The organism is Alteraurantiacibacter buctensis (assembly GCF_009827655.1).
GTDB classification, from domain to species: Bacteria; Pseudomonadota; Alphaproteobacteria; order Sphingomonadales; family Sphingomonadaceae; genus Alteraurantiacibacter; species Alteraurantiacibacter buctensis.
This window is the reverse complement of the sequence record NZ_WTYV01000001.1, coordinates 405,525-425,453: the sequence shown is the minus strand read 5'-3', so window position 1 is coordinate 425,453 and position 19,929 is coordinate 405,525. Positions and strand designations below refer to the sequence as shown.

The 19,929-nt window shown below is 64.2% G+C and carries 20 protein-coding genes and 1 pseudogene; 9 read left to right on the top strand and 12 right to left on the bottom strand.

Annotated features, from left to right (window positions below; genetic code table 11):
• Positions 1-54: 54 nt before the first annotated feature.
• Positions 55-936: a UTP--glucose-1-phosphate uridylyltransferase gene (locus GRI99_RS01875; protein ID WP_160770302.1), complete on the bottom strand. Its 882-nt coding sequence runs from the start codon at positions 934-936 to the stop codon at positions 55-57.
• A 129-nt stretch (positions 937-1,065) separates the two neighbouring features.
• Here GRI99_RS01875 and GRI99_RS01870 point away from each other — a divergent pair, with 129 nt between their 5' ends.
• The gene (locus GRI99_RS01870; protein WP_160770301.1) at positions 1,066-1,302 is read left to right on the top strand and encodes a hypothetical protein; all 237 of its coding nucleotides are present in this window, start codon (positions 1,066-1,068) and stop codon (positions 1,300-1,302) included.
• Here the strand turns inward: GRI99_RS01870 and GRI99_RS01865 are convergent.
• From GRI99_RS01865 to GRI99_RS01855, 3 genes are all read right to left on the bottom strand, one after another.
• On the bottom strand, positions 1,296-1,532 hold the full coding sequence (locus GRI99_RS01865; RefSeq protein WP_160770300.1) for a ribbon-helix-helix domain-containing protein: 237 nt from the start codon (positions 1,530-1,532) through the stop codon (positions 1,296-1,298). The genes GRI99_RS01870 and GRI99_RS01865 overlap by 7 nt on opposite strands.
• Before the next feature lie 8 nt (positions 1,533-1,540).
• Entirely contained in the window at positions 1,541-2,263 is a 723-nt protein-coding gene (gene phbB / locus GRI99_RS01860) for an acetoacetyl-CoA reductase (protein WP_160770299.1), read from the bottom strand.
• A 126-nt stretch (positions 2,264-2,389) separates the two neighbouring features.
• A complete protein-coding gene (locus tag GRI99_RS01855; RefSeq protein WP_160770298.1) occupies positions 2,390-3,139 on the bottom strand; it encodes a hypothetical protein in 750 nt (249 codons plus the stop codon).
• Positions 3,140-3,601: 462 nt separating this feature from the next.
• On the opposite strand from GRI99_RS01855, the gene GRI99_RS01850 reads away from it, so the two are divergent.
• The 5 genes and pseudogenes from GRI99_RS01850 to GRI99_RS18950 all read left to right on the top strand — a co-directional run bounded on the left by GRI99_RS01850 (position 3,602) and on the right by GRI99_RS18950 (position 9,732).
• Positions 3,602-3,997 (top strand): DUF3576 domain-containing protein, encoded by a 396-nt coding sequence (locus tag GRI99_RS01850; protein ID WP_160770825.1) that lies wholly within the window; start codon positions 3,602-3,604, stop codon positions 3,995-3,997.
• Positions 3,998-4,022: 25 nt separating this feature from the next.
• Positions 4,023-6,560: a leucine--tRNA ligase gene (gene leuS, locus GRI99_RS01845; protein WP_160770297.1), complete on the top strand. Its 2,538-nt coding sequence runs from the start codon at positions 4,023-4,025 to the stop codon at positions 6,558-6,560.
• Positions 6,557-7,060 carry an LPS assembly lipoprotein LptE gene (gene lptE / locus GRI99_RS01840; RefSeq protein WP_160770296.1) on the top strand — a complete coding sequence of 168 codons (504 nt, stop codon included), beginning with the start codon at positions 6,557-6,559 and terminating at the stop codon, positions 7,058-7,060. Before leuS ends, lptE begins: the two co-directional genes overlap by 4 nt.
• Positions 7,057-8,091 (top strand): DNA polymerase III subunit delta, encoded by a 1,035-nt coding sequence (gene holA, locus GRI99_RS01835; RefSeq protein WP_160770295.1) that lies wholly within the window; start codon positions 7,057-7,059, stop codon positions 8,089-8,091. The genes lptE and holA overlap by 4 nt, the downstream gene beginning before the upstream one ends.
• A 403-nt stretch (positions 8,092-8,494) precedes the next feature.
• Positions 8,495-9,732: pseudogene (locus tag GRI99_RS18950) on the top strand (sugar transferase).
• Positions 9,733-9,778: 46 nt separating this feature from the next.
• Here GRI99_RS18950 and fcl read toward each other — a convergent pair.
• The 5 genes from fcl to rfbB form a co-directional block, all read right to left on the bottom strand.
• Positions 9,779-10,714, bottom strand: coding sequence for a GDP-L-fucose synthase (fcl, locus tag GRI99_RS01825; protein ID WP_272917372.1), 936 nt, complete (start codon positions 10,712-10,714; stop codon positions 9,779-9,781).
• The gene (gene gmd / locus GRI99_RS01820; protein ID WP_160770294.1) at positions 10,714-11,787 is read right to left on the bottom strand and encodes a GDP-mannose 4,6-dehydratase; all 1,074 of its coding nucleotides are present in this window, start codon (positions 11,785-11,787) and stop codon (positions 10,714-10,716) included. Before gmd ends, fcl begins: the two co-directional genes overlap by 1 nt.
• Before the next feature lie 68 nt (positions 11,788-11,855).
• The gene (welK, locus tag GRI99_RS01815; protein ID WP_160770293.1) at positions 11,856-12,869 is read right to left on the bottom strand and encodes a beta-1,4-glucuronosyltransferase WelK; all 1,014 of its coding nucleotides are present in this window, start codon (positions 12,867-12,869) and stop codon (positions 11,856-11,858) included.
• A gap of 112 nt (positions 12,870-12,981) precedes the next feature.
• Entirely contained in the window at positions 12,982-13,647 is a 666-nt protein-coding gene (locus GRI99_RS01810; protein WP_160770292.1) for a hypothetical protein, read from the bottom strand.
• A 146-nt stretch (positions 13,648-13,793) separates the two neighbouring features.
• Positions 13,794-14,849 (bottom strand): dTDP-glucose 4,6-dehydratase, encoded by a 1,056-nt coding sequence (gene rfbB / locus GRI99_RS01805; protein ID WP_160770291.1) that lies wholly within the window; start codon positions 14,847-14,849, stop codon positions 13,794-13,796.
• Between the two features lie 293 nt (positions 14,850-15,142).
• Here rfbB and GRI99_RS01795 point away from each other — a divergent pair, with 293 nt between their 5' ends.
• Positions 15,143-16,489 carry an O-antigen ligase family protein gene (locus GRI99_RS01795; RefSeq protein ID WP_237438065.1) on the top strand — a complete coding sequence of 449 codons (1,347 nt, stop codon included), beginning with the start codon at positions 15,143-15,145 and terminating at the stop codon, positions 16,487-16,489.
• Positions 16,486-17,100 carry a hypothetical protein gene (locus GRI99_RS01790; RefSeq protein WP_160770288.1) on the top strand — a complete coding sequence of 205 codons (615 nt, stop codon included), beginning with the start codon at positions 16,486-16,488 and terminating at the stop codon, positions 17,098-17,100. The genes GRI99_RS01795 and GRI99_RS01790 overlap by 4 nt, the downstream gene beginning before the upstream one ends.
• 34 nt (positions 17,101-17,134) lie before the next feature.
• Here GRI99_RS01790 and GRI99_RS01785 read toward each other — a convergent pair whose 3' ends face one another.
• Genes GRI99_RS01785 through GRI99_RS01775 form a run of 3 tightly spaced genes read right to left on the bottom strand, consistent with a single transcriptional unit; the run spans position 17,135 to position 19,052 of the window.
• Positions 17,135-17,689: an LptA/OstA family protein gene (locus GRI99_RS01785; RefSeq protein ID WP_160770287.1), complete on the bottom strand. Its 555-nt coding sequence runs from the start codon at positions 17,687-17,689 to the stop codon at positions 17,135-17,137.
• A 53-nt stretch (positions 17,690-17,742) separates the two neighbouring features.
• The gene (locus GRI99_RS01780) at positions 17,743-18,408 is read right to left on the bottom strand and encodes an LPS export ABC transporter periplasmic protein LptC (RefSeq protein WP_160770286.1); all 666 of its coding nucleotides are present in this window, start codon (positions 18,406-18,408) and stop codon (positions 17,743-17,745) included.
• A 26-nt stretch (positions 18,409-18,434) separates the two neighbouring features.
• On the bottom strand, positions 18,435-19,052 hold the full coding sequence (locus tag GRI99_RS01775; RefSeq protein ID WP_160770285.1) for a ribonuclease D: 618 nt from the start codon (positions 19,050-19,052) through the stop codon (positions 18,435-18,437).
• 81 nt (positions 19,053-19,133) lie between these two features.
• Between GRI99_RS01775 and GRI99_RS01770 the strand changes: the two genes are divergently transcribed.
• On the top strand, positions 19,134-19,820 hold the full coding sequence (locus GRI99_RS01770) for a uracil-DNA glycosylase (protein ID WP_202392889.1): 687 nt from the start codon (positions 19,134-19,136) through the stop codon (positions 19,818-19,820).
• Positions 19,821-19,929: the final 109 nt, after the last annotated feature.

The window sequence follows — 19,929 nt, the reverse complement described above, 5'->3', positions numbered from 1 at the left end:
TCTGGATAAAGTGGAAGGCGGCGGGGCAACCCGGCGCCTTTTTCTTTGCGCGGATCAGGCGCGCAGCAGGCGTTCCGCCATGGCGCGCACTTCAGCGCCCATGTCCGGGCGTTCCAGTGCCAGGGCCAACGTCGCTTCAACAAAACCGGTCTTGCTGCCGCAGTCGAACCGCCGGCCATCGAAGGTGACCGCGTGGAACGGCTGGTTGCCGATCATGCGGGCCATCGCATCGGTCAACTGGATCTCCCCGCCTGCGCCCTTTTCCTGGTTCTCGAGCGTGCGCATCACTTCGGGCTGCAGGATGTAGCGACCGGAAATGATCTTGTTGCTGGGGGCCTTGTCGCGGGGCGGCTTTTCCACCAGGCCCTTCACTACGGTCAGGGCCCCTTCGCTGGAGCCGGGATCGATAACGCCATAGCTGGACACCTCGTCCCACGGCACTTCCAGCACGGAGATCAGGTTGCCGCCGACTTCGTTGTAGGCTTCCACCATCTGCGCCATGCAGCCACGGCCGGGCGCGCCGATCATCAGTTCATCGGGCAGCATGATAGCGAAAGGTTCGTCGCCCACGATTGCACGGGCGCACCAGATGGCATGGCCCAAGCCCAGCGGCACCTGCTGGCGCACGGTAATGATATCACCGGGGGTTGCCCGGGTGGGTTCCAGCACCTCGAGCGACTTGCCGCGCTCTGCCATCGTGGATTCGAGTTCGTAGGCCACGTCGAAATGCTCGACGATGGCGGTCTTGCCGCGACCGGTGACGAAAATGATCTGCTCGATCCCTGCTTCGCGCGCTTCATCGACGGCGTACTGGATCAGCGGCCGGTCAACGATCGGCAGCAGCTCTTTGGGGATGGCCTTGGTGGCGGGGAGGAACCGGGTGCCGAGCCCCGCGACGGGAAACACAGCCTTACGGATCGGTTTCTTTTCGCTCATGCACAATGGTTCTAGGGGGGCACCGGCAGCGGTCAAGCGCCATCTTGGCACGCCTTGTCACATGACAAACCCAAGCCGCGAGAACCTTCTGCGCCGTCGCCCGTTGGGGGTTAGGAAAAGGAGATCACCATGCTGATCAAGACTGCGGCACTCGCCGCCCTGGGTTACCTGGGCTATCGCTATTACAAGAAGGAAGAAGTCCGCCGGAACGCAGCCTTCGCCACTGGTCAGGGGGACGGCACCAACTTCGCGCAAGTGCGCGATGCCGGGCCGAATGCCATGGCCAGCAACCAGAACAAATGGAGTAAGGTCGACGAGCGGAGCGACGAAAGCTTTCCGGCCAGCGATCCGCCCTCGACCTATTGACCCGGCCGATTGGCTACCAGCCACAGCCTGATCGCGCCCGCCAGCCCGGGAGGCTGGGGGGCGCCGATACGCTGGGCATCAATCCGGGCAACAAGCGCGTTCAGCGGCACTCCCTCGGCTTCGGCAGCCCTCCGCAACATGTCCCAGAAAAACGGTTCGAGGCTGACCGAGGTCTTGTGGCCCGCAATCTCGACCGAGCGCTTGACCGGTGGATGGAACAGATCATCCACCTGTCGGCTCAATACATATGCTGGCCACCGTTAATCGACAGGGTCGACCCGGTAATGAAGCCACCGTCTTCCGATGCCAGGAAGCTCACGCCACGGGCAATCTCGCCCGCGTGGCCCAGCCGGCCCACGGGAATGCGGGCGACGATCTTCTCCAGCACGTTCTCCGGCACAGCTGCAACCATGTCGGTATCGATGTAACCCGGTGCGATGGCGTTGACGGTGACGCCAAAGCGCGCGCCCTCCTGTGCCAGAGCCTTGGTAAAGCCGTGGATGCCGCTCTTCGCGGCGGCATAGTTGACCTGGCCGTATTGCCCCGCTTGCCCGTTGATCGAGCCGATGTTGATGATCCGCCCCCACTTCTGGTCGCGCATGTGCGGGAAACAGGCTTTGGCCATGTTGAAGCAGCCGCCCAGGTTGATCCGCAACACGTCGGTCCAGTCCTCGTAACTCATCTTGAGAAGTGTGCCGTCGCGGGTGATGCCGGCGTTGTTGACCACCACGTCGATCGGTCCGACTTCTTCCGCCACCTTGGCACAACCGGCCAGCGTCTCTTCATGGTCGCCCACGTTCCACTTGTAAGCGGGGATGCCGGTCGCATCGGTAAAGGCGCGAGCCGCGGCATCGTTGCCGGCATAGTTGGCCACCACGGTCATCCCGTCTCCGCGCAGGCTCTCGCAGATAGCCTTGCCGATGCCCCTGGTGCCGCCGGTGACGATTGCAACGCGTGCCATATATGCCTTCTCCCCTTTTCGAATCGGTCGAATGTCCGGGGCCGAGCCTAGGATGAACTCCAAGGCAGGGGCAAAGAAAAACCCCGCCGTAGCGGGGTCTTGTTGCAACCGGCGATGGGTTGTCGATCAGAAGCGGAACTGGGTGCCGACGTAAACGGCCTGGCTGTCCTGCTGCTCCACGTTGGGCAGCGCGGTGAGACGGTTGCGATCCTGCTCGTAGCGGACACCTGCGGTAACATCGAGGTTCCGCGACAGGCGGTAGCTGCCGGCGACATCGAGCCGCTGGTCGCCCACCGAATCAAGCGAACGCGGCGCTGCGGGGGCGGGACGGTCCTCTTGTTCCAGAGCGATACGAGCGGCGAAACGACTGGAGCGCTCGTCGCTCTCCGCGCTGCGAGCCAGATCAAAGTCGCTCATGATCGGCGCGGATACCTGGCTGGCGGCGCGCGACGCGGCCGGCTGGGCAAAGCTGTGATAACCGCGTGCCATGCCCAGGTTGTAACGCGTAGCGGCAATGCGCGGCGCACCGGTAGCCGAAGCTTCCGCAGCGGCGCTGGCCACCGCATTTCGGACGGTGATGGCATTGGCCGGCTCAGGGTTGACGCGCACGGCCACGGTGATGGCGTGCCCGCTGCCGGAGGCGGCCCCGGCCGGGGTGAACCGCTTCAACCGCACGGTGCTGCCACGCGCCTCGATCAGGCGGGCCATCTCCGGATCGGCAGAGGCGGGGGTGAAAGATACGAAAGTCGACGGGCTGCCGCTATCGCGGATCAGGCTGACAGCAAGGCCCGCACTGGGCACACCAACAACCAGCGCCGCGCCGCACAGTGCGGCGACGATGCGGCCCTTGCGGCCAGTGGTTGCAGTCCTGCTCACGCCGGGATCATCCCAAAATCGCTTTCAAACACGAAGCATAGACACAATCGCGGCTTAACGGTTCCTGATCGGGCTGCCATTCTGCAGGCATCGGCCCGAAGGGTTCCTTGCACGAATCTGCCCTCCTCCGATTCGCCGTGTAAACCCATGCATGGCCGTTGGCCAGCGGATCGGAAGCTCTACTCGGTGTTTTTACAAAGTGTTGCCGCCACTCCACAATCGGGCGCTTGGAGATTCAGCCCGCGTTCACCCGCCGCCCAGCCAAAGGGCAGGGTGGCGCGCCCGCGTGCCGCTCGCGCCTTGCCGCCTGCGGCAGGCAGGCTATAGAGACCATCCGGCTGCTGCGAACAGCGGCCGCAACCTGGATGACTGGACCCATAAATGGAAATGAGCATGCGCGCCCTGGCCAAGACCGCCACTTCGAGCAGCAGCGCCCTGGGCCGCCTTGCCGTGCTGGGCCTGATGAGCCTGGGCCTGGCAGCGTGCGGCGGCGGGAACGAGCGGCCGCAGGCAGACCTCGCCGCCTCGCAGGTGACCAGCATCGGCGTCAATTCCTATCTCTGGCGCGCCAGCCTTGAGGCGCTGGCTTTCATGCCGCTGACCCAGGCCGACAGTGCCGGCGGGGTGATCGTGACCGACTGGTACGCCAATCCCGACAGCCCCAACGAGCGGGTGAAGGTTTCGGTGTCGATCCTCGATTCCGACCTGCGTGCCGATGCCCTGCGCGTGGCAGCCAGCCGGCAGGTGCTGCAGAACGGCACGTGGGTGGAAGCGCCGGTGCAGGCGTCCACTGTCCAGCGGCTGGAAGACATCATTCTGACCAAGGCACGCGATCTGCGCCGCTCCGCCGTGGGCTGAAGCGCGCGAGCGACAGGGGTAGTTCATGACTGATTCGTCCTTCGATGTCCGGTTCGATGCCGGGCAGGCTGACAGCCGTTGGCAGGCAGCGTGGGAACAGGCGCGCTGTTTCGAGGCCGACAGCGCCTCCACCAGACCCAAAAGCTATGTGCTGGAGATGTTCCCCTATCCCAGCGGGCGCATCCACATCGGCCACGTACGCAATTACACGATGGGTGACGTGCTGGCGCGCTACAAGAAGCTGAACGGCTTCGAGGTGCTGCATCCGATGGGCTGGGATGCCTTCGGCATGCCGGCCGAGAATGCGGCGATGGAAAAGGGCGTCCACCCTGCTGGCTGGACCTATGACAACATCGCCACGATGAAGCGGCAGCTGAAGCAGCTTGGCTTCGCGCTCGACTGGAGCCGTGAGATCGCCACCTGCGATGCCAGCTACTATGGCCACGAACAGGCGTTGTTCCTGAATCTGTACCAGGCAGGACTGGTCTATCGCCGCGAGAGCGCGGTCAACTGGGATCCGGTGGATCAGACCGTGCTGGCCAACGAGCAGGTGGTGGACGGGCGCGGCTGGCGCAGCGGCGCTCTGGTGGAGAAGCGAAAGCTCAACCAGTGGTTCCTGAAGATCACCCATTTCGCGCAGGACCTGCTGGACGGCCTCGCCACCCTCGACACCTGGCCCGAAAAAGTCCGGCTGATGCAGGAGAACTGGATCGGCAAGAGCCAGGGGCTGGAGTTTTCCTTCGACCTGTCGAACGGCGATACGCTGCCCGTCTACACCACCCGGCCTGACACCATCTTCGGGGCCAGCTTCGTGGCCGTCGCCCCCGACCATCCGCTGGCGCAAGGCGTGGCGGCGGTGAACTGCGATGCGGCGAACTTCATAGCCCTGTGCAAGAAGGGCGGCACCACTGCAGCCGAGCTGGAGACGGCGGAAAAGCTGGGCTTCGATACCGGCATCGGCGCGAAGCACCCGTTCACCGGCGAATACCTGCCGGTGTACATCGCCAATTTCGTGCTGATGGAATACGGCACCGGGGCAATCATGGCCGTGCCCGGACATGACCAGCGCGACTTCGATTTCGCGACCAAGTACGGCCTGCCGATCACCCGCGTGATTGCCGCCAGCGCCGGTGCCGCCGATGCTCCGCTGGCGGAGGCCGAGGCGGGCGACGGTATCTGCGTCAACTCCGGCTTCCTTGACGGTATGTCCGTGGCCGATGCCAAGGCCGAAGTGATCCGCCGGATCGAGGCTGAAGGGCGGGGCACTGGCAAGACAGTATGGCGCCTGCGCGACTGGGGCATTTCGCGTCAGCGCTATTGGGGCACGCCGATCCCGTTCATCCACTGCAATGCCTGCGGCGTGGTACCTGTGCCCAAGGCGGACCTGCCGGTGGCCTTGCCGGAGGACGTGGACTTCTCCGTCCCCGGTAATCCCCTGGACCGCCATCCCACCTGGAAGCACGTCGATTGCCCGCAATGCGGCAAGGCAGGCCGGCGCGAGACGGACACTCTCGACACCTTTGTCAATTCCAGCTGGTATTTCCTGCGCTTTGCCAGCCAGCCGGCCGACAAGCCGTTTGACCAGGCGGAAGTGGCCCAGTGGCTGCCGGTGGAGCAGTACATCGGCGGCATCGAGCACGCGATCCTGCACCTGCTATACGCCCGGTTCTGGACCCGCGCGCTGGCCCATGTGGGCCTGATCGAGGTGAAAGAGCCGTTCGCCAGCCTGTTCACCCAAGGCATGGTGACGCACGAGACCTATTCGCGCAGGGACGGCCCGCGCGAAATCTATTTCAGCCCTCCCGAAGTCGACCGTTCCAGTGGCGGCGCAGTGCTGCGGGAAGATGGCCAGCCGGTGCAGATCGGCAAGGTCATCAAGATGTCCAAGTCGAAGAAGAACGTGGTCGACCCCGAGGACATCATCGCCGACTACGGGGCGGACGCGGTGCGCTGGTTCATGCTCAGCGACAGCCCGCCGGAGCGCGACCTGCCCTGGTCCGAAGCCGGCATCGAAGGCTGCGCGCGCTTCGTGCAGCGGCTGTGGCGGCTGTTCGGGCAGGTAGGCATGGGCGGGGCCGGAGCCGACGCGGAGAATGACATCGCGCTTGACCGCAAGCTGCACCAGACCATTGCCGCCGTCGCCAGCGACATCGAGGCGCTGAGCTTCAACAAGGCCGTGGCGCGGATTTACGAGCTGACCGGTGCGATCGAGAAAGCTTCGCCTTCGGCCAGCCGGTCGAATGCAATCCGCCAGCTTATCGTGCTGGTTTCGCCGATGATGCCGCACCTGGCAGAGGAAGCCTGGTCGCAGTTCCGCCTGGGCCTGGTGGCCGAAGCAAGCTGGCCCAAGGTTGATCCCGCCCTGCTGGTGGAGGACGAGGTAACCGTGGCCGTGCAGGTGAAGGGCAAGCTGCGCGATACGCTGACTGTTGCCAAGGGCCTGCCCAGTGCAGAGCTGGAAGCACTGGCGCTCGCCAGCGAAAAGGTCCAACGTTCGCTGGATGGCGCGCAGGTGCGCAAGGTGATCGTGGTGCCCGACAGACTGGTGAATATCGTCGCATGAGCCGGGTGACGCGCCTGGCCCTGGGCTGCGCCTTGCTGGCCGCGCTTTCCGGTTGCGGGCTGCGCCCGATGTATGCCGGCGGATCGTCCGGCGTGGTGGCACAGGGACTGGCAGCGATCGACGTTCCCGCTATCGAGGGACAGGAAGGCTGGCTGGTCCGCAACGCGCTGATCGACCGGCTGGGCCAGACCGGCAGCTCGACCGCGCCGCGCTATCGCCTTGATGTGCTGCTTGATGACCAGCTCGAAGGCCTGGGCCTGCTGACCGACGATACGATTGGTCGCGAACGGCGCACCCTGCGTGCGCGCTATCAACTGGTCGACATCGCCAGCGGGGAGATCCTGCTGGATGCCACCGCCGGTTCCGACGCGGGTATCGACGTGGTGAGTTCAGAATTTGCCACCATTGCCGCGGAGCAGACCGCGCTGGAGAACCTTGCCCAGCAGGTGGCTGACCGCATCGTGACGCGGCTGTCGCTGGCGCTGCGCGATCGGTCGTGAAAGCGACCCACGCCAACTTTGCCACTGTCGCCCAGCGGGTTTCGGCCACGTGCAGGGTGTGGTTCTTTTGCGGCCCTGACGAAGCCGGGGCCGAATTCGCTGCCGCGCGGGTGATCGGCGACATGATCGATGCGGGCGAGCGGATCGAGCTGAGCGGGGCCGATCTGAAAGCCGATACCTCGCGTCTGGTCGACGAGGCGCGATCTACCTCCCTGTTTGGCGGCTCACGGCATATCCTCGCCAAGGTCAACGGGGAAGAGGCGCACGATGCCCTGCGCGCGTTCCTGGAAATGGCGGACCTGGGCGCAATGGGCGGAGCCTGCCCCGTGCTGGTGATTGCCACGAGTGCGACCGACAAGTCACGAACGGCCAAGCTGCTGATCGATCGCGGCGACAGCCTGGTGGCCATGTTCCACTCACCCGATATCAAGGATGTGCGCGGGGCGATCAACACCATGCTTGCATCTGCCGGTGTCAAGGCCAGCGGCGACCTGGCGGACCGGCTGGCGCAGGCCAGCACCATGGACCTGCGCATTGCCCGGTCGGAAGTGGACAAGCTGGCCCTTTATCTCGACGCAACCCCACAGACGCCCAGAACTGCGACATTGGATGTGTTCGAGGAAATCTGCGCTCGCACAGCGGATGATGATCTGCCGCCAATCGTCAACACCGTGCTTGGCGGAGACATGAAGAAGCTGCCGGCGGAACTTCGCAGGATCCGCGAACAGGGGATCAATCCCGTGACCATCGCTTTGGCGCTGGAGCGCCGGGCCGCCCAGCTCGCCGGGCTGGCCGCCCGCATGGCTCCCCGTGAAGATTTGCCCCGCTTCCTTGAAAGACAGAACGTGTTCTTCCGCGATCGACGCCCAATCGAGGAGCAATTGCGCCACTGGCCCAGCCACAAGCTTGACCGCTTGGTCGGACGGCTGACCGAACTGCACCGTACTCTGATGGCCAACAGCCAGGGGGCCGATCTGATACTTGCCCAGTCATTGGCCCAGATAACGCGAGTCGCTGCAAGTCGACGCTGAAGCAGGCACAGTTCGGCTCAACAACTCGTCGCAAACAGCTCACGGCCTGTGCCAAATTGCAGCGGGGAGTCTATTCGCACTTGCAAAAAACAATGGATAGCGCTGGATAATTCCTATACTAGGTGAGAATACCTAGTCCACAGGTAGGGTGTGGGCAGAAGGAATTTCCATGGATCTCTCGTCTGCTGATTAAGCGACTGATGTGCGTCCGGTCAATGCCGGATTGTCGCGTGAGGTCGAGCCCCGACGGGTGCTCGACGAGCGGCCCGCCCGTATCCCGCGTGCACCGCGCAACGGTCTGGCCCTGTCGCTGGAGCGGCGCCGTCTCCAGCTCTATCTTGCCCTGATCATCTGCGATTCCGCGATACTGCTCGCCTCCTTTGCCCTCATCAGCGGCATCTACATGCCGCTGATGCCGCTGCCCGAGGCGATGGCCCCCGGCTACCTTCTGCTGCCGCTGTTCCAGACCATCGCCATGTACAGCGGGACCTATTCACGCGAAGGGCTGATTCATTGGCACGAGGCTACCAAGCGTTGCGTGGTGGCGCTGCTGGTGTCGACGCTGCTGCTCAGCTTCCTGGGCTTCCTGATGAAGACCAGCGAGGATTATTCCCGCGTCGTCTTCGCGGCCAGCGTCACGCTGTCGGCAGTTGCCATGGGCTTCGTGCGCTATGTGGTCGCGCGCATCACGATGTACCTCTGGGGCCCAAGCATGACCAATCGCCTGCTGATCGATGCCGGCGGCCCGGAAGTGCGCATCCCGCACGTCTACCGCGTCTCGTCGCGCGAGCACGCGCTGAGGCCGGATCTGGAAGACCCCGTGATGCTGGACCGTCTGTCGCGCTATCTGCGCAACATGGACCAGGTGATCGTGAGTTGTCAGCCATCGGACCGGATCGCCTGGTCCGAGGTGCTGAAGGGTTCCGGCATCCACGGCGAGGTGATCAGCGACTACGCCCGCGAGATCGGAGCGCTGGGTATCGTCCGCCACCGCGAAGCCAATGTTTATGGTTTGCTGGTGTCGACCGGCCAGCTGGCCATGCGGGCCCGGATTACCAAGCGGCTGTTCGATCTGACCGCCTCGGCTGCCGGGCTGCTCCTGTTGTCGCCCGTGCTGTTGCTGTGCGCGCTGGCCATCACGCTGGACGATGGCGGGCCGGTGTTTTTCAGGCAGCGGCGGATGGGTCGCGGCAACACCTTCTTCGACATCTACAAGTTCCGCTCGATGCGCACTGCCAAGGCCGATGCTGCAGGCTTGCGCTCGGCCTCGCGCGATGATGATCGCATTACGCGCGTCGGGCGGTTCCTGCGCCGCACAAGCCTGGACGAGCTGCCGCAGCTGATAAACGTTTTCCTCGGTGACATGAGCATCGTCGGCCCCGCCCTCACGCGCTCGGATCGCATGCAGGTGACAAGCTGTTCTGGGAGGTCGACCGAAAGTACTGGCAGCGCCACTGCCTCCGCCCGGGCATCACGGGCCTGGCCCAGATCCGCGGCCTGCGTGGTGCCACTGATAGCGAAGCCGATCTGTCTGACCGCTTGCAGGCCGACCTTGAATATCTGAATTCGTGGTCGCTGTGGGGCGATATCAAGATCATTCTGGCCACTGTGCGGGTGCTGGTCCACCACCGGGCTTTCTGAGGCCCATCCCGCGGCACCACGTTCGCCCCCCGGCTTCCCCGGGTGTCTAGCGGCGAATATCCTGGGCCAGAAACGCGCGATAGGCATCGGCAATGCCTTCCCGCAGCCCGATGCGCGGGGCCCAGCCCATTGCCGCGATCTTGTCACCACTCATCAGTTTGCGCGGGGTGCCATCGGGACGCGAAAGATCGTGCGTGATCGAGCCTTCGAAGCCGACCACTTCCGAGACGATCGCCGCCAGTTCGGCGATCGTGACGTCTTCGCCGGAACCGACATTGACGTGTTCGTCGCCCGAGTAGTTCTTCAGCAGGAAAACGCACCCATCAGCCAGGTCGTCGACATGCAGCAATTCGCGCCGCGGTGTTCCGGTGCCCCAGATTTCGATTGAGGGTGCCCCTGCTTCCCGCGCTTCATGCGCCTTGCGGATCAGCGCCGGCAGCACATGGCTGTTCTCGAGATCGAAGTTGTCGCCCGGACCATAAAGGTTGGTCGGCATGGCGCTGATGTAATCGCAGCCATATTGCCGGCGATAGGCCTGGCAGAGTTTGACCCCGGCGATCTTGGCAATCGCGTACCACTCGTTCGTGGGCTCCAGCGGTCCGGTGAGCAGGGCATCCTCGGTGATCGGCTGCGGGGCCATCTTGGGATAGATGCACGAGGACCCAAGGAACAGCAGCTTGGCGACATCGGCCTGCCGCGCAGCCTCGATCACGTTCGCCTCGATCATCATGTTGTCGTAGAGAAACTCGGCCGGATAGGTGGAGTTGGCGTGAATGCCGCCAACCCGCGCAGCCGCGACGACCACCACGTCCGGGCTGTTGGCGGCAAACCATTCGCGGACTGCGGCCTGTTCGCGCAGGTCCACCCGCGGCTCATTGACCAGCACTTTGCAGTCTTCGCTGGCAAGCCGGCGGACGATTGCACCGCCGACCATTCCGCGGTGCCCGGCAACATAGACCCGCTTGCCCGCCAGGTCGAACATCAGTCGCCACCTGCGATCGGCGCATCACGCATGGCCTCAAGGTCGGCCAGGACCATCTCGCGCGCCAGTTCGCGCGGACCGGTTTCATGACGCCAGCCAAGCTTCTGATTGGCCTTGGTGGGATCGCCGATCAGCAATTCCACTTCGGTCGGCCGGAAATAGCGCGGGTCAACTTCGATCAGAACCCGCCCATCGGCCTGCGAATAGCCCTTCTCGTCCACGCCCTCTCCCCGAAAGTCGATCGGGATGCCCGCATCCTCGAAGGCCCAGCGGACGAAATCGCGCACGTAAGTGGTCTCTCCGGTGGCGAGCACGTAATCGTCCGGCTCGTCCTGCTGTAGCATCATCCACATGCCGCGCACATACTCCCTGGCGTGCCCCCAGTCGCGCTGTGCGTCCAGGTTGCCGAGGTACAGCTTTTCCTGCCGGCCCAGAGCAACGGCCGCAGCAGCGCGGGTGATCTTGCGGGTGACGAAGGTCTCGCCGCGCAGGGGGCTCTCGTGGTTGAACAGAATGCCGTTGGAGGCATGCATGCCGTATGCTTCCCGGTAGTTTACCGTGATCCAGTAACCATAGAGCTTGGCCGCCGCATAGGGGCTGCGCGGGTAGAACGGCGTGGTTTCGCGCTGCGGGACTTCCTGCACCAGGCCATAGAGCTCGGAGGTCGAGGCTTGGTAAAATCTGCAGGTCTTCTCCATGCCCAGGATGCGGATCGCTTCCAGCAGGCGCAATGTGCCGATAGCATCGGCATTGGCGGTGTATTCCGGCGTCTCGAAGCTCACCGCGACATGGCTCTGCGCAGCCAGATTGTAGATTTCGCTGGGCTTTACGTCCTGCACGATGCGGATCAGGTTGGTTGAATCGGTCAGGTCGCCGTGATGCAGATGGAACTGCCGATCATCCACGTGCGGATCCTGATAGATGTCTTCGATCCGACCCGTGTTGAAACTGGAGGAACGCCGCTTGATGCCGTGGACCTCGTAACCTTTCGAGAGGAGGAGGTGAGAAAGGTAAGCGCCGTCCTGTCCGGTTACACCGGTAATCAGGGCGACTTTCTTGGTTCCTTGCGGCATTTACGTAAGTACTCCTTCAGGCGTTCGCTACCGCAGCAATTTGTGCGTCGCAATGGATGAGCGAGACGTCAGATTGCTGCAACGTAGTCGCGCAGCACTTGGGCCAGTCCCGAATAGTCGGTGCGCACCGGGTTTGGCGGCGCGCTACGCGCCGCATGCAACGCCTTCTCGAAAGAGGCAAGGTCGTCGGCGACCTGCACAAGCTCGCGGGCTGCAAAAGCCTCGCAGATCTCGGCCTGATGGTTGTCGTAATGCTCGCCGAGCTCGAAGCGGCGGGGAATTACGATCGTGCCGCACTGGGCTTGCAGGGCGGTAATGATTGATCCGGTACCTCCATGCCCCACGACGATACGCGCATCCCGCAATCGGACCAGCAGCTCGTCGAACGGTAACGAGTTCACAATTGTCACGCCATCAACGGGCGCAATCGCCTGTGCGACATCCCCGGTCTGCAGCAGGACATCTTCCGTAATCAGTCCCTGGCGTTTGGCCTCCAGCACCAGATCCACCAAGCGGGGAAACGGCAGTGTCGCCCCAACCGTCGCAACCAACAGGTTCTGCTTCTGAATGGGTTCACAGGTGTCATGGCGCAGGGGCTCATAAACCAGAGCTCCGGGCCAGTCCGCTGCGGCCGCTGCCGACTGGGCGATCCGCAGATGAGCCAGCGGGCCCGCCAGACGGGCAAAGGCGCTTGGTCGGTCGAAGCGCGCAAAACTGTCAATCAGCACGATCCTTGCGCCCAGAAGGCGGGCCCAGAGGGCGATGAACAGTTGCGATCCCGCTCCGGTGCTGATGACCAGATCCGGCCGCCGGCGCCACACGATTCGCAGCGAGGTCCAGGCGCTGCGCAGGGCGCGGGCCACCATCAGGGCGGGATTGCCCAGGCGGGCCTGTCCCAAGGCGAAGTGCGGCACGAATTCGGTCGGCCGTTCCCGGGCAACCGAGCGGCCAAGCGCAGTGTCTTCAGTTACGAAAAAGTGATCGTGCGATGCCCAGAACGGCTCGAGATCAAGCAGCTGCCGTAGGTGGCCACCGCCCGAGGCGGCAAGACACACTTTGAGGGTCGACCTGCTGCCATCCATGGGATTTCTGCGCCTTGTTCCGCGACCAGCCCGATGCAAAAACCACCAAAGCGGTGTCGCCTTACGAATTCAGGCTGGTGCCTTATGTTGCAGTGCGGCGCAAGGCAAAGTCCTAACCCTCCGGCGGCTTTTTGGCGCTGAGCGGGTCAGTGCCAGAGACAATCCTGATGTAGCGCACCGCTGCCATGCCTACCAGGAGGGCTATACCACCTTCGAAAACGATGTTGAGTTTCGCAGGTCCGTAGAGAAGCGCGTCAACAGCGTGCAGAGACACATGGCGCAAACCGGTCAGAAACAGCATGCCGACCCCTCCGGCCAGCGCCAGGGCGACGGCAACATTGCGCCGGCCCGGCAGCCCTCCAGCGAGAGGATGCCAAGCCAGGAACCCCACCGCCGCTGCGGCCACCAGTACTGCGGCAACCACAGGGCGTTGATATTCCCGACGGTGATCGAAAATGCCGTTAGACCATAGGGTTTGCCGAAGATGGTTGCGCAGCATTTCCTCCGCGTTGAAATACCTCGCAAGAGCGAGCAGGACGAACAGGACGAGCAGAAAAAGCCAGATTTGCCCGTGCCATGGCTGCTGCTTGCGGGCGAGAGCGATCCTCAATGCGAAACCCGCAGTCACTGCGATCAACACATGCAGGGTGGTGGCAAGAAGGCCCAGGAAATGCGCGGTGGAAGACATTGCTGCAGGCAACTCTGGCAAGTTATCGAAAACCCTCGCTTGCCAGCGCTCGGAAGCCGCACCTCCCGCCGTGCGAAACCCCGAATACATTCGGGAAGATCCCTACCCGTTTCTTCCCGAACTCAGTGGCGCAATCGCGGCGGCACTGGCCTGATCGTCAGGCTTTATCTCGCCAGGTGCCGGTTTTCAGAGGACCATCGGCGGATCCGCAGCGAAGCGTGTGACCCTGAAAGGGCTCAGCGGACGAGCAGGGGACGCCACCAGTCTTCACGGTCGAGATACCAGCGCAGCGTCTGGCGCATGCCATCCTCGAACCGGTGCTGGGGGATGTAGCCAAGCTCTGCCCGGGCTTTGCGCTCGTCGATCGCGTACCGACGGTCGTGGCCCGCCCGGTCGGTAACGTAGGTCTTGAGGGTGTCGCTGGCCAGGCCCCTAGCGGCAGGCGCATCGGGAAAGCGCACGCCCAGTCCATCGATCTCGGCAAAGGCGCGGTCGACTTCGGCGCAGATCGTGTCGATTACTGTCATGTTGGGCAGCTCGGCACCGCCCCCGATGTTGTAGGTCTCGCCAACCTTGCCGTTCCGCAGGCAAGCCTCGATCCCCCGGCAGTGGTCTTCCACGTGCAACCAGTCGCGCACATTCATGCCGTCGCCATAAATAGGCAGGTTTCGACCGTGCAGCGCATTGAGCAGAAAGAGCGGAATCAACTTTTCCGGATACTGGTACGGACCATAGTTGTTCGAGCAGTTGCTGGTGGTCACCTGCAGCCCGAAGGTGTGATGATACGCGCGGACCAGGTGGTCCGACGAGGCCTTGCTGGCTGAATAGGGTGAGTTCGGCTGGTAAGGCGTGGTTTCGCTGAAGGCCGGATCAAGCGGACCCAGCGACCCGTAGACTTCATCAGTCGACACGTGATGAAAGCGGTGATCCCGGCCACCGTCACGATCTAGCCATGCCCTGCGCGCGGCCTTGAGGAGGCTGTTGGTGCCAAGGATATTGGTTTCGATGAAGGCATCGGGGCCGGTGATTGAGCGGTCGACATGGCTCTCGGCAGCGAAATGGACGATTGTGCCAATGTCGCGTTCAACGAGCAGCTTTTCGACCAGATCGGTGTCGAGAATATTGCCGACGACAAGTTCGGCCTGTTCCACGCCAGCGATCGTTGACCGGTTGCCGGCATAGGTCAGGCAATCAAGCACAACGATGGTGTCTTCGGGGCACTTGTCCGCCCAATAGTGGACGAAGTTGCCGCCGATAAATCCCGCACCGCCAGTGACCAGCAGGTTAGCCAAGCGCCTTTTCCTCTTCGATCATGCGGCGCAGGTTAATGCGCCAGTGAGTGTAGCCATCGACCAGCAATGCACGCGTGCCGCTGCAATCCAGCAGGGAGAACTGCGGACGCCGCGCTGGGGTAGGGTAATCGCCCTCGGCATCACGATTGAAGAGCTCGTGACTTCGAAGGGCATCTTCAAGTAAGAGCGGTTGCTCACCTCGTGGTGAGCTGCACGATTTCGAAAGGGAGCCTGCCTTGTGCAGGCTCCCTTTTCGTTTGTACCGCAGGCAACCGCGGGAGTGGTACGATAAAATGACAGCGACCCGGGTGTGGTCCGCCATCCGCTTGCCGGTGGTCCAGTTGCAGGCGCTTCTTGGCCTAGCAATTGCCTTGGGTGGCGGCGGCATCGCCTATGGCGTTCGGCATGCCATCATCCAGCTGACCGCTGTGGCGATCCTTGCCGCCAACCCGCGCGCGGTTGGCCTCTTCCTGAGCCGCGGGCCGCGCTTTCTGGTCGTCCTGGTAACGGCCACAATTGCACTGCCGCTGCTGCAGATCGTCCCGCTGCCGCCTGCACTCTGGCAAGAACTTCCCGGGCGTGATCTTGTTGCCAAGACCTTCGCCCTTGCGGGTGTTGCACCCTCTGCCTGGTTCCCGCTCAGTCTCGACCCGCAGCGGACCCTCCTTGCCTTCTGCAGCACCCTTGTTCCGGCCGCCATGATCGTGATCGGCTGGCAGTTGTCACCGGACCACCGGCGCCGGCTGGCGCTGACCGCGACTGCCGCCGCGGCCTTGGCCTTTGCCCTGGGCGTGGTCCAGTTGACCAGCGCGAACACGTTCGGGGTGTTGCAGGACATCGATGCCGGGCGCGATATCTTTTACGCCACCTTTTCCAATCGCAATTCGACCGGGATGTTCTTCCTTCTCGCGCTCCTGCTCGTGATTGCCTTGCCTTTGCCTCGCCGGCCAATCGAATTCGCGGTGGCGGGGGTTTTCGGCAGCCTGTTCCTGATCGCGGTGATCCTCACCCAGTCGCGCACCAGCATGGCCTTGCTGATGATCCCCATTGGGTTCCTTGTCCTCCGACTGATTGCAGCACGGCTGAAGCCCTCGGTGTCTGTCGCCAGCCCTTCGGGCCATGCGCGGCTGGCGATGGGTGCTGGTGCAGCAGTGCTGGCATTCGCGCTGGCCGGATCCTTGCTCGGCGGCGGGCGGGTTGCGGACAGCGTGGGCCGTTTTTCGCAAATTGACCGGGACCGGTTGGAGATTTGGGAAGATGGCGCCTACGTCACCGGAGTTTATTGGCCGGTGGGTTCCGGCACGGGAACGTTCGACGAGGTGTTCCAGGTTTACGAATCGCTGGAGTTCATTTCTCCCGCGCGTTCCGGCCGCGCGCATAACGACTATGTGGAACTGGCCATTGAATCCGGTGCGGTTGGCTACGTTTTGCTGCTTGGGTGGCTGATCTGGCTCGGACCGGCCTGCTGGCAGCGGCGGTCCCAGCCGGATCGTTGGCTGGGCTATGCTGCGTGGGCCGGGACCATCTGCCTCGCACTGCAATCGGCCATGGATTATCCGCTTCGCAACGAGGCGCTGCTGTGTTTTGCGGGGCTCCTCGTGGTGCTGCTGTTGCCACCGCGCGAGGGAGCACGAACATGATCAAGCGCGGGCTTTACTTTGCCTTCATGGCGCTACTGGGCCTGATTGTGCTGGGCAGCCAGCTGGATCGCCAGGCCCAGCTTGATCCGCGCTACCTTGCCGCCGTTCCGGCCCCGTTCCGCTCCACCGCGCAACGAATCCTGGTGGAGGCTATGCTGGCCGGTGGCGAGGAAACCGCCAGCATGGAGGAGGCCCGCAAACTCGTGCGCTGGCGCCCCATGCCGGCGCATCACCTCGTGCTGTTTGCCCTGTCCGCCCAGATGGATGGCGGCGAAGATCTGGCTCTGCCGATGCTGGAGGAGTCGGCCCGCCGCGGGTGGCGCGAACCGATTACCCAGATCGCCGTAGCCCGGGCCGCGCTACTATCGCGCGACTACCCTTCCGCTGCGCAGCGTGTGGCGGCGCTGATTGCGACCGGATCGGCCCCTGACGTTACCGATGGCCTGCTGGCGGAACTCATCGCGACCCCTGCGGGACGCGGGGCGCTGGCCGCGATGGTCAGCCAGCCCGGCTATTGGCAAGGCAGCCTCATGCGGCGGGTTGCGTCGGCCGGGCGACCGGCGGACGCCGCATCCATGCAGGCACTGATCGATTCCGCTGGCAGCCATTAGGCCTGCCGCCGCCGGGTTTCGCGCCTATCGGTTGTTACTGTTGCGGAACCGAGAATGTCCCCGAAACCCGGCCGCCACCTTGGGAGCTGGTACCTGCGCTGCCCGCCCCATCCACGCTGGATAGGCCGGAGTTGAGGTCGATCACCAGCCGGCCACCGTTCAGCGAATCGCTACCACGGCGCAGGTTGACGCCGCCCGAGAGGATGATGACCTTGCGGTTGAAGTCATAAACCCCGGCGGAGCCGCTGGCCCGCTCGCTGCCGCGCGTCACCACCACGCCGCCGGTGGCGTCCAGCCGCTGGATCGTGAGCGTGCCGGTGTCGGTGTAGGAGATCGTCGTCCGCTCGGCGTTCAGCCGCAGGTCTCCCTGCGTGATTTGCACACCGCCCGAAAGCACCACCCGGTTCTGCCGGTCCTGCAGTTCGATCCGGTCAGCGTTGAACTGCACGGGCTGGTTGGTATTGAACCCTGCAATGTTCTGGGCCCCGGCCACCGATCCGAACGAGAGGGCCGCCACGCCCCCCGCCAGCAGACCGGCGGCGAGGCCACGCAGGGCAAGGGCGGACAGCGGCAGGCGGCTTGTGCTCATGCCATCAGCCGATAGCCGATCCCCGTCGGCAGGCAAGCGCCGGTTTCCGGACATCAGCGGTTCCTTCCCGGCATGCGGGGCATCTGCAACTGGCCCGGCACCATCCGCAGGCTGGCGTTGCCGATCAGCGCCAGGCTGCGGTTGGGCAGATCGGCCCGGAAGTCGTCAGCCGCGAACGTACCGGCCGGGATGGACCCAGTGACCCGGCCATTGCCCACCATGGTGCGCGAGGGAAGGTCGATCCGCACGTTGCGGGCCACGATGTTGTAGCCATCAGCGGCAACGAAGCTGACTGCGCCGGGCACGGTCATCTGCTCGCGCTCGATGTCGTAGGCGCCCGTGGGAGCAGAGAGCACGGCTGGGCCTTCCGGCAGCACGATCCGGGCCACCAGGTCGCGCATGTCGACCAGCGGCACGCTGCCACTGGCCTGCACCGCCTCTCCAGCCGATAGCGAGAACGGGCGGCCGGAGTTGTCCTCGCCGCGGTACATGGCGTTATCCACCCGCAGCCGGTCCTCGGCGATGGCCACCTTGTTGCGGTCGAGCAGGAACGAGACCTCGCTGCGCGGGCTGAGCGGGGTGATCATCATCATCGCGGCAACCACCCCTACGGCAGCCGGCAGCGCAACGGCCAGCAGCCGCACGATCCGGTCCAGCGAACCGCCGGGGGCTGCAAAGGCCTGGCGGCGGGTGCGGATGCGGTCGGCGGCGACGGTCATGGCATGGGTTCCTGCAACAGCCGCGATTACTCGTGGCTGAAGATGTCCTTGTCGATCCAGCCGGCCAGGTCCAGCTCGGCACGGGTGGGCAGGAAAGCGAAGCAGGCCTCGGCCATGGCCAGCCGCCCTTCACGCTCCAGCCGCGGGATCAGCACCTCGCGCAGGCGGTGAAGGTAGCGCACGTCGCTGGCGGCATACTCCTTCTGCGCCTCGGTCAGCACCGGGGCACCCCAGTCGCTCGACTGCTGGACCTTGGACAGTTCCTCGCCCAGCATCTCGCTGACCAGGTTCTTCAGGCCGTGGCGGTCGGTGTAGGTGCGGGTCATCTTGCTGGCGATCTTGGTACAGAACACCGGCCCGGCCTCGACCCCCAGATAGTGCTTGATTGCCGCCAGGTCGAACCGGGCATAGTGGTACAGCTTAAGCCGCGCCGGGTCGGCCAGCACGGCTTTCAGGTTGGGCGCATCATACGTGCTGCCCCTGGCGAAGCGCACCAGGTGCTCGTCGCCCTGCCCGTCGCTGATCTGCAGCAGGCACAGCCGGTCACGGTGGGTAACGAGGCCCATGGTCTCGGTGTCGACGGCAACGGGGCCGGGGGCCAGCACGTTTGCGGGAAGGTCTTCTTCGTGGAAATGGACTGCCATGCGCCCTGCCTTAGGCGGATTGGGGATAGAGGGAAAGGGCATGCTGGATGGCACATCCCCGCGCCTGTAGGATAGCGCATTATGGCAGACACCGTTCCCCCAAGCTGGCGCGCCGCGCTCGATCCCGTGCTGGCCACGCCCGAAGCGCGGCGGCTGGGCGGCTGGCTGCGCACGCTGGAGGAGGGCGGGGCCACGGTCTATCCACCGCGCGGGCAGCGGCTGACGGCGCTGGAGCTGACCCCGCTCGATGCCGTCAAGGTGGTGATCCTGGGGCAGGACCCGTATCACGGACCCGGCCAGGCGCATGGCCTCGCCTTCTCGGTGCCGCCAGGCGAGCGGGTGCCACCTTCGCTGGCCAACATGCTGAAGGAGCTGAAGGCCGACCTGGGCATCGACCATCCGGGTCATGGCAACCTGGAAGTCTGGGCGCGCCAGGGGGTGCTGTTGCTCAACAACGCGCTCACCGTGACCGCGGGGCAGGCGGGATCGCACCAGCAGCAGGGGTGGGAGGCGATCACCGATGCCGCCGTGGCGGCCGTGGCCGCGCGGCCGGAGCCCAGCGTCTTCGTGCTGTGGGGCAGCCACGCCCAGGCCAAGGCGGCGCGGATAGCGGGGCTGAGCGATGGCCGCCACCTGGTGCTGCGAGCACCGCACCCCAGCCCGCTGTCCGCCCATCGCGGCTTCTTCGGCTCGCGGCCCTACAGCCAGGCGAATGCCTTCCTTGAACAGCACGGCCGGGGTGCGATTGACTGGCGGCTGCCGGGTTAGTTGATAAAGTACATACCGGGCAGCCTGCCCATGCAGCCCAAAGGGGGCGCGTGGGTTGCTTGCCGGAAATAGCGCAAAGGCGGGTATCAACGCAGTCAAAGAGCGTGAG

Bases quoted from the DNA above. Each gene is read 5' to 3' on its own strand.
- GRI99_RS01875 (WP_160770302.1), bottom strand. From the start codon at position 936: ATGAGCGAAAAGAAACCGATCCGTAAGGCTGTGTTTCCCGTCGCGGGG.
- GRI99_RS01870 (WP_160770301.1), top strand. From the start codon at position 1,066: ATGCTGATCAAGACTGCGGCACTCGCCGCCCTGGGTTACCTGGGCTAT.
- phbB (WP_160770299.1), bottom strand. From the start codon at position 2,263: ATGGCACGCGTTGCAATCGTCACCGGCGGCACCAGGGGCATCGGCAAG.
- GRI99_RS01850 (WP_160770825.1), top strand. From the start codon at position 3,602: ATGAGCCTGGGCCTGGCAGCGTGCGGCGGCGGGAACGAGCGGCCGCAG.
- leuS (WP_160770297.1), top strand. From the start codon at position 4,023: ATGACTGATTCGTCCTTCGATGTCCGGTTCGATGCCGGGCAGGCTGAC.
- lptE (WP_160770296.1), top strand. From the start codon at position 6,557: ATGAGCCGGGTGACGCGCCTGGCCCTGGGCTGCGCCTTGCTGGCCGCG.
- fcl (WP_272917372.1), bottom strand. From the start codon at position 10,714: ATGTTCGACCTGGCGGGCAAGCGGGTCTATGTTGCCGGGCACCGCGGA.
- gmd (WP_160770294.1), bottom strand. From the start codon at position 11,787: ATGCCGCAAGGAACCAAGAAAGTCGCCCTGATTACCGGTGTAACCGGA.
- welK (WP_160770293.1), bottom strand. From the start codon at position 12,869: ATGGATGGCAGCAGGTCGACCCTCAAAGTGTGTCTTGCCGCCTCGGGC.
- GRI99_RS01810 (WP_160770292.1), bottom strand. From the start codon at position 13,647: ATGTATTCGGGGTTTCGCACGGCGGGAGGTGCGGCTTCCGAGCGCTGG.
- GRI99_RS01795 (WP_237438065.1), top strand. From the start codon at position 15,143: ATGACAGCGACCCGGGTGTGGTCCGCCATCCGCTTGCCGGTGGTCCAG.
- GRI99_RS01790 (WP_160770288.1), top strand. From the start codon at position 16,486: ATGATCAAGCGCGGGCTTTACTTTGCCTTCATGGCGCTACTGGGCCTG.
- GRI99_RS01785 (WP_160770287.1), bottom strand. From the start codon at position 17,689: ATGAGCACAAGCCGCCTGCCGCTGTCCGCCCTTGCCCTGCGTGGCCTC.
- GRI99_RS01780 (WP_160770286.1), bottom strand. From the start codon at position 18,408: ATGACCGTCGCCGCCGACCGCATCCGCACCCGCCGCCAGGCCTTTGCA.
- GRI99_RS01775 (WP_160770285.1), bottom strand. From the start codon at position 19,052: ATGGCAGTCCATTTCCACGAAGAAGACCTTCCCGCAAACGTGCTGGCC.
- GRI99_RS01770 (WP_202392889.1), top strand. From the start codon at position 19,134: ATGGCAGACACCGTTCCCCCAAGCTGGCGCGCCGCGCTCGATCCCGTG.